Source organism: Catenulispora rubra (genome assembly GCF_015356825.1).
Taxonomy (GTDB): Bacteria; Actinomycetota; Actinomycetes; order Streptomycetales; family Catenulisporaceae; genus Catenulispora; species Catenulispora rubra.
Map to the genome: position 1 here is coordinate 1 of NZ_JAACYW010000432.1, position 6,985 is coordinate 6,985.

Annotated in this window: 8 protein-coding genes; 7 read left to right on the forward strand and 1 reads right to left on the reverse strand. The window is 70.3% G+C overall.

Going from position 1 to position 6,985, the window contains the following annotated elements; all coding sequences use genetic code 11:
• A partial coding sequence (locus GWK61_RS51330; RefSeq protein ID WP_194921373.1) for a substrate-binding domain-containing protein occupies positions 1-510 on the reverse strand: 510 nt, incomplete at its 3' end.
• 268 nt (positions 511-778) lie between these two features.
• On the opposite strand from GWK61_RS51330, the gene ypfJ reads away from it, so the two are divergent.
• The 7 genes from ypfJ to GWK61_RS51365 form a co-directional block, all read left to right on the forward strand.
• Positions 779-1,735: a KPN_02809 family neutral zinc metallopeptidase gene (gene ypfJ, locus GWK61_RS51335; RefSeq protein ID WP_194921375.1), complete on the forward strand. Its 957-nt coding sequence runs from the start codon at positions 779-781 to the stop codon at positions 1,733-1,735.
• Positions 1,736-2,155: 420 nt separating this feature from the next.
• Positions 2,156-2,470 carry an integration host factor, actinobacterial type gene (gene mihF / locus GWK61_RS51340; RefSeq protein WP_194921377.1) on the forward strand — a complete coding sequence of 105 codons (315 nt, stop codon included), beginning with the start codon at positions 2,156-2,158 and terminating at the stop codon, positions 2,468-2,470.
• A gap of 99 nt (positions 2,471-2,569) precedes the next feature.
• Positions 2,570-3,178: a guanylate kinase gene (gmk, locus tag GWK61_RS51345; protein WP_194921379.1), complete on the forward strand. Its 609-nt coding sequence runs from the start codon at positions 2,570-2,572 to the stop codon at positions 3,176-3,178.
• 84 nt (positions 3,179-3,262) lie between these two features.
• Positions 3,263-3,574 (forward strand): DNA-directed RNA polymerase subunit omega, encoded by a 312-nt coding sequence (gene rpoZ, locus GWK61_RS51350; protein WP_194921380.1) that lies wholly within the window; start codon positions 3,263-3,265, stop codon positions 3,572-3,574.
• 95 nt (positions 3,575-3,669) lie between these two features.
• Positions 3,670-4,893 (forward strand): bifunctional phosphopantothenoylcysteine decarboxylase/phosphopantothenate--cysteine ligase CoaBC, encoded by a 1,224-nt coding sequence (gene coaBC, locus GWK61_RS51355; RefSeq protein ID WP_194921383.1) that lies wholly within the window; start codon positions 3,670-3,672, stop codon positions 4,891-4,893.
• Between the two features lie 125 nt (positions 4,894-5,018).
• On the forward strand, positions 5,019-6,218 hold the full coding sequence (metK, locus tag GWK61_RS51360) for a methionine adenosyltransferase (RefSeq protein WP_194921381.1): 1,200 nt from the start codon (positions 5,019-5,021) through the stop codon (positions 6,216-6,218).
• Between the two features lie 214 nt (positions 6,219-6,432).
• Positions 6,433-6,985, forward strand: a 553-nt coding sequence (locus tag GWK61_RS51365) for a TetR/AcrR family transcriptional regulator (protein WP_194921382.1), incomplete at its 3' end; no start/stop codon positions are given.

Sequence of the window (6,985 nt, forward strand, 5' to 3'; positions counted from 1 at the left end):
GCCCAACAGCCCCGCCACCGGCTTCGGCGAAGCCACGACCGTCGGCGTGTCCGCCACCGAGCTCCCGCTCTGCGGCAGCAGCGCCTGCCCCGCCCCGGTCGCCCGTGCCAGGTCCAGCCACAGCGACGTGTCCGGGATCCACACGTCCGGCCGCGCCCGCATGCCGGCCGGCGCCGCCCCGCTCCCGGCCAGGTAGTGCGCCATGTCCGCCGAGTCGGCCGACGTCACCACCACCCGCACGCACGGCACTGCCTGCGGTGTCAGCACCGGCGCCAGCACCCCGGCCAGGTCCGGGGCGACCGCCGCCGAGATCGTCGTCGGCCCCGTCGCCGGGCACGCGGCCTGGCCGCCGGCACCGCCTCCGCCTCCAAAGTCGTGCCGGTGCCCCGCCGCGTACCAGGCGGCCCCGCCGGCGGACGCGCCCAGCACCAGCACGACGACCAGCGTGATCGGCACCGACACTCGGGCGCCACGCCGCGGGGCGGAACGATGGTGGTGCCCATGCGCCATGGCGGCGGTTCCTTCCGTGCGGCCTGCGCCACTCCCGATGTGACCTGTGACACTCGCGGAACGCGCGCAGGCTAGTAGCTCAGGGCTCGAATTTCTAGACACCCCGCGTCGGCGGTCGTTACCGCACTCCCCGCCGGGCCCCGGCTGAGCCCCAACGCGCCCCCGAACGCGCCCTCGAACGCGCCCCCGAGCAAGCCTCCAACCGAGCCCCGACCGCACTCCCGCGTGTCGGCGCAGGCCGGGGCGATTCGTCCAGGAAGATTGCGATATGCAGTTCGACGACGACGCCCAGCTGGACTCCGGCCAGGTCCGCGACGAGCGCGGCTCCGGCCCCTCCCGGGGCGGCGGCCTCGGCGGGGGCTTCGGCGGCGGTTTCGGCCTGCCCGGCGGCCGCGGCGGCCTGGTCGGCCTGATCCTGGCGCTGATCGCCGCGGTGGTCGGCGTGCCGCTGGCCCTCACGGACGGCTCCGGGACGTCCTCGAACTCCCTGTCCTCCTCCGGCAGCGGGAACGCCACCGGCCCCGTCACCGGCGGCTCGCTGGCCGCCAAGTGCCGCACCGGCGCCGACGCCAACGTCAGCGACGACTGCCGCGTGGTGGCCGTGGTGAACTCCGTGCAGAACTACTGGACCGGCTTCTTCACCCGGAACAACCAGAAGTACCCGCCGGCCCAGACCGTCATCTTCAGCGGCGCCACCCGTACCGCCTGCGGCAGCGCGACCTCCGCGGTCGGGCCGTTCTACTGCCCGGGCGATCGCACGGTCTATCTGGACCTCGGTTTCTGGCAGGAGCTCAAAACGAAGTTCGGCGCCCGCGGCGGCCCGTTCGCGCAGGCCTACGTCATCGCGCACGAGTACGGCCACCACGTCCAGAACCTCACCGGAGCGTTGCGCAACAGCCAGTCGTCCCAACAAGGTGCGAACAGTGGTGCGGTCCGGGTCGAACTCCAGGCAGACTGTTACGCAGGGCTCTGGGCGCACTTCGCGACGACGACGAAGGACACAGGAGGCAGGGTCCTGATCAAGGACCTCACCAAGCAGGACATCTCCGACGGACTGGACGCCGCGGCCGCGGTCGGCGACGACCGGATCCAGGCCCAGTACCAGCACCGGGTGACCCCCGAGACCTGGACGCACGGCTCGGCGGCGCAGCGCCAGCAGTGGTTCCTCACCGGTTACCAGACGGGGGACTTCCAGTCCTGCGATACTTTCTCCGGCGCGCTTTGAACCTCCGTGCGATATTCCGCCCTTGTCCCGGCGTTGCTCAAAGCGTGGATGCGTCACAGGCCGAACGCGGTCGTGACCGATACCTCGGCGCGCCCTAATGCCGGTTCGGGCAAACACGTCTGACGCCATATCAGGGGCATGACGGTGGGATTCGAGCCCTGAATTCCGCCCCGAATTACGCCGGACTCGCCCCCTTTTCGCCGGATTTGCACACCGGTCCAGCTCACGAGAAGCGCCGATCCCCTCTCCTTGCCCCCGACTACGGGTGTACGCTGCGGATTCGTTCCACCAGTTGTATCCGCGGGACTCGTCCGCCAGGTGAGGTCCCGTATGTCTTGGGGGAGTTCGAGGCATGCTTTAGGCCTCGGTCGAACTCGGACAAGTCCACCGACAGTACTCGAAGTCCAGAGGTGAACAGGCGTGGCTCTTCCGCCCCTCACTCCAGAACAGCGTGCGGCCGCACTTCAGAAGGCAGCCGAAGCGCGGCGTGAGCGCGCCGCCCTGAAGCTCCGTCTCAAGGCGGGCGGCGTGACGTTGTCCGATGTAGTGCGCGAAGGTCAGAAGAACGAGATCATCGGCAAGATGAAGGTCTCGGCTCTTCTGGAATCGATGCCCGGCATCGGAAAGGTCCGGGCCAAGCAGATCATGGAACGTCTCGACATCTCCGAGAGGCGCCGTATCCGTGGGCTCGGTGCCAATCAGATCGCTTCGCTGGAGCGTGAATTCGGCGCGTGACGTCAGCCGAGCCCCGGCGCCTCGCTAGAGACGCCGAGGCAAGGCGACGCGGTACAACCGTCGGAATCGCGGCCCTGCGGCCCGGTACGATCTTCTCTCATGAGCGATCGCGCCGGAACGGACGGCCACGGTTCCGACACCACCGCCCCCGCACTGTTGACAGTGCTTTCGGGCCCGTCGGGCGTCGGCAAGACAACCCTTGCCAAGCACGTCCGCGAGGTCCACCCCGAGGTGTGGCTGTCGGTCTCGGCCACCACCCGCGCGCCCCGGCCCGGTGAGGTCGACGGGGTGCACTACTTCTTCTACGACCGGCCCGCCTTCGAGGACCTGATCGCCAAGGGCGAGTTCCTGGAGTATGCCGAGTATGCCGGCAACATGTACGGAACCCCGCGCCACGCCGTCGAGCAGCGCCTGGACGCCGGCCAGCCGGTCCTGCTGGAGATCGAGCTGCAGGGCGCGCGCCAGATCCGCGCCGCGATGCCCGCCGCCCGCCTGGTCTTCCTGGCCCCGCCCACGTGGGAGGTGCTGGAGCAGCGGCTGCGCGGCCGCGGCACCGAGCCGGAGGACGTCATCGAGCGCCGCCTGGCGACCGGGCGCGTGGAGCTGGCCGCGGAGAGCGAGTTCGACGTCACGATCGTGAACACCACGGTCGGGGCCGCCGCCGCCGAGCTGGTCGAGCTGGTCACCGACGCCGGGACGAACGCCTGATCACAGGTGGTGCAATCTCCGGATCGGCAGGTCCGGGGCGCGAGAACTGTTATCCTTGTACGTCTGGGTCGCGCAGACCCAGGAATGATCTTGCTGCGACAGGAGTCCTCACGCGTGTCCGCCACTGAGCCCGAAGGCATCATCAACCCGCCGATCGACGAGCTGCTCGACGCCGCCGGCTCCAAGTACAGCCTGGTGATCTACGCGGCCAAGCGCGCTCGGCAGATCAACGCCTACTACTCCCAGCTCTCCGAGGGCCTGCTGGAGTACGTCGGCCCGCTCGTCGACACCCACGTCCACGAGAAGCCGCTGTCGATCGCGCTGCGCGAGATCAACGCCGGCCTGCTGACCGCCGAGCCGATCGAGGCCGGCGCCCCCGGTTCGGTCATCCAGTAGCTGCTCAATCCCGGAACTGTCATTCCGGCGCCGACCCCGGTCGGCTCGTGCGGACTGATCCCGTTAGGGTCGGTACCGTGACTGAAGAACCTTCGATGCCGTCGCCCGACGTCGTTCTCGGCGTGGGCGGCGGCATCGCCGCGTACAAGGCCTGCGAGCTCCTGCGGCTGTTCACCGAGTCCGGGCACGCGGTCACCGTGGTCCCGACCGCCTCCGCGCTGCGCTTCGTCGGCGAGCCGACCTGGGCCGCGCTGTCCGGGCGGCCGGTGGCCACCGAGGTGTGGGAGCGCGTGCACGAGGTGCCGCACGTGCGCATCGGCCGGCACGCGGACCTGGTCGTCGTCGCCCCGGCCACCGCCGACCTGCTGGCCAAGGCGGCCCACGGCCTGGCCGACGACCTGCTCACCAACACCCTGCTGACCGCCACCTGCCCGGTGGTCTTCGCGCCGGCCATGCACACCGAGATGTGGGAGAACGCCGCCACCGTCGAGAACGTCGCGACGCTGCGCCGCCGCGGCCTGCACGTCATCGAGCCCGCGGTCGGCCGGCTCACCGGCGCCGACACCGGCAAGGGCCGGCTGCCGGACCCCTCGGCGATCTTCGAGTACTGCCGCTCGCTGCTGGCCCGCGGCACCGCCGAGGCCGATCTGACCGGGCTGCACGTCGTGGTCTCGGCCGGCGGCACGCGCGAGCCGGTCGACCCGGTGCGCTACATCGGCAACCGCTCCTCCGGCAAGCAGGGCTACGCGCTGGCGGCCACGGCGGCCGCGCGGGGCGCGCGCGTCACGCTCGTCGCGGCCAACACCGCGCTGCCGGACCCGGCCGGGGTCGATGTGGTGCGGGTGTCGACGACTTCGGAATTGCGCAATGCGGTGCGCGGCGCGGCCTGGGACGCCGACATCGTGGTGATGGCCGCGGCGGTCGCGGACTTCCGGCCCGCCGAACCGGCCGAGTCGAAGATCAAGAAGTCCGACGACCTCTCGGCCCCCGAGATTCGCCTGGTCCAGAACCCGCACGTGCTCCGTGAGCTCGGTCACGAGCGGATCCGGCCGGGGCAGACGGTGGTCGGGTTCGCTGCCGAGACCGGTGATGCGCACGGGACGTGGCTGGAGCACGGCCGCGCCAAGCTCGCGAAATACGGCGTCGACCTGCTGGTCGTCAACGAGGTCGGGGTGGACCTGACCTTCGGCTCGGACCACAGCGCGGCCGTCGTGATCGGCGCGGACGGCTCGGAGGACCCGATTCCGGACGGTCCGAAGGAGCGGCTCGCGGACGTCATCTGGGACCGGGTACTTAAGCTGCGCACGCCGACCGACTAAACTGGTGCCGCGGTCGTTTCGATCTTCGTGACAAGCACGCGCCGACCAGGCGCGTGCGTGTCGTTCCGGGGCCGGGGCGTCGCGTCGACCTGTAGTCAGCAGCCGCTGCGAACTGAGGAGTACCCATGTCCGGTACCGTCCGCCGCCTGTTCACCTCCGAATCGGTGACCGAGGGGCACCCCGACAAGATCGCCGACCAGATCAGCGACGCGATCCTCGACTCCCTGCTCAAGGACGACCCGAAGTCCCGGGTCGCCGTCGAGACCCTGCTCACCACCGGCCAGGTGCACATCGCCGGCGAGGTGACCACCACCGCGTACGCGGACATCGCGCGCCTGGTCCGCGAGACGATCCTGGCCATCGGGTACGACTCGTCCAAGAAGGGCTTCGACGGCGCCTCCTGCGGCGTGTCGGTGTCCATCGGCTCGCAGTCCCCGGACATCGCGCAGGGTGTCGACGACGCCTACGAGGCGCGCGTCGAGGGCGACACCGACGAGCTCGACCGCCAGGGTGCCGGCGACCAGGGCCTGATGTTCGGCTACGCGTGCACCGACACCCCGGAGCTGATGCCGCTGCCGATCGCGCTGGCGCACCGTCTGGCGAGCCGGCTGGCCGCGGTCCGCAAGGACGGCACCGTGCCCTACCTGCGGCCGGACGGCAAGACGCAGGTGACCATCGAGTACGACGGGCACAAGGCGGTCCGGCTGGACACCGTGGTCCTGTCCACCCAGCACGCCTCCGACATCGACCTGGACAACCTGCTCACGCCGGACATCCGCGAGCAGGTGGTGGCGCCGGAGATCGCCGCGCTGGAGCTGGACACGTCCGACTACCGGCTGCTGGTGAACCCGACCGGGCGCTTCGAGATCGGCGGGCCGATGGGCGACGCCGGGCTGACCGGGCGGAAGATCATCGTCGACACGTACGGCGGGATGGCGCGGCACGGCGGCGGGGCGTTCTCGGGTAAGGACCCGTCGAAGGTGGACCGGTCGGCGGCGTACGCGATGCGGTGGGTGGCGAAGAACGTGGTCGCCGCGGGGCTGGCGGATCGGTGCGAGGTGCAGGTCGCGTACGCGATCGGCAAGGCGGAGCCGGTGGGGCTGTTCGTGGAGACGTTCGGGACCGGGGTGGTCGAGGACGTGAAGATCCAGGAGGCGGTGCTGCGGGTCTTCGACCTGCGGCCGGCTGCGATCATCCGGGACCTGGACCTGCTGCGGCCGATTTACCAGCAGACGGCGGCTTACGGGCACTTCGGTCGGGATCTGCCGGACTTCACATGGGAGCGGACTGACCGTGCTGAGGCGCTGAAGAAGGCTGTTGCTTAACAACGGCTCTGGTCTCTAGAGCCCCGGCTCCCCGCATCGCGTCGGGAGCCGGGGTTTTTGCTTGGGCTGATACCGGGTGTAGTCGGCGGCGGGTGACCGGTACCGATCGGTACCGTTTGATGTCAATGGGTTGCGTTCAATACGGTACCGTTCGATTCCGTTCCACACTTCAGTGGTGGCGTTCCCGCGGAACCGATCGATACCATTGGCGACCATGGCGGTACAGGCGCGCGAGCGATTGCTGACGGCGGCCGAGGACCTGTTCTACGCGGAGGGGATCCGCGCTGTGGGCGTGGAGCGGATCCTGACGGTGTCGGGGGTGGGGCGGGCTTCGTTCTACCGGCACTTCGCGAGCAAGGACGAGCTGGTGATCGCCGTCCTGACCCGGACCGACGAGCGCTGGCGCGCGTGGCTGCAGGAGACCATCGCCGGATACGGGCTCCCGGCCGGCGAGCGCCCCATCGCGGTGTTCGACGCACTGGGGGAGTGGCTCGACGGAGCGGGGTACCGCGGCTGCGCGTTCATCAACGCCATGGTCGAGGCCGCCGACCGCAACAGCCCGGTCCACGAGGTCGCAGTCGCGCACAAGGACGCGGTCACGGACTACCTCGACCGCCTGCTGGCCGAAGCGGGCCGCGACGACCACGAGAGCCTCGCGCCGGAACTGATGCTGCTGGTCGAGGGGGCGCTGGTGACGTCGCTGCGCGAGGGGACTTCGGAGGGCGCGGCGCGGGCCGGGCGGATCGCCCGGGTGCTGCTGGCGCGGC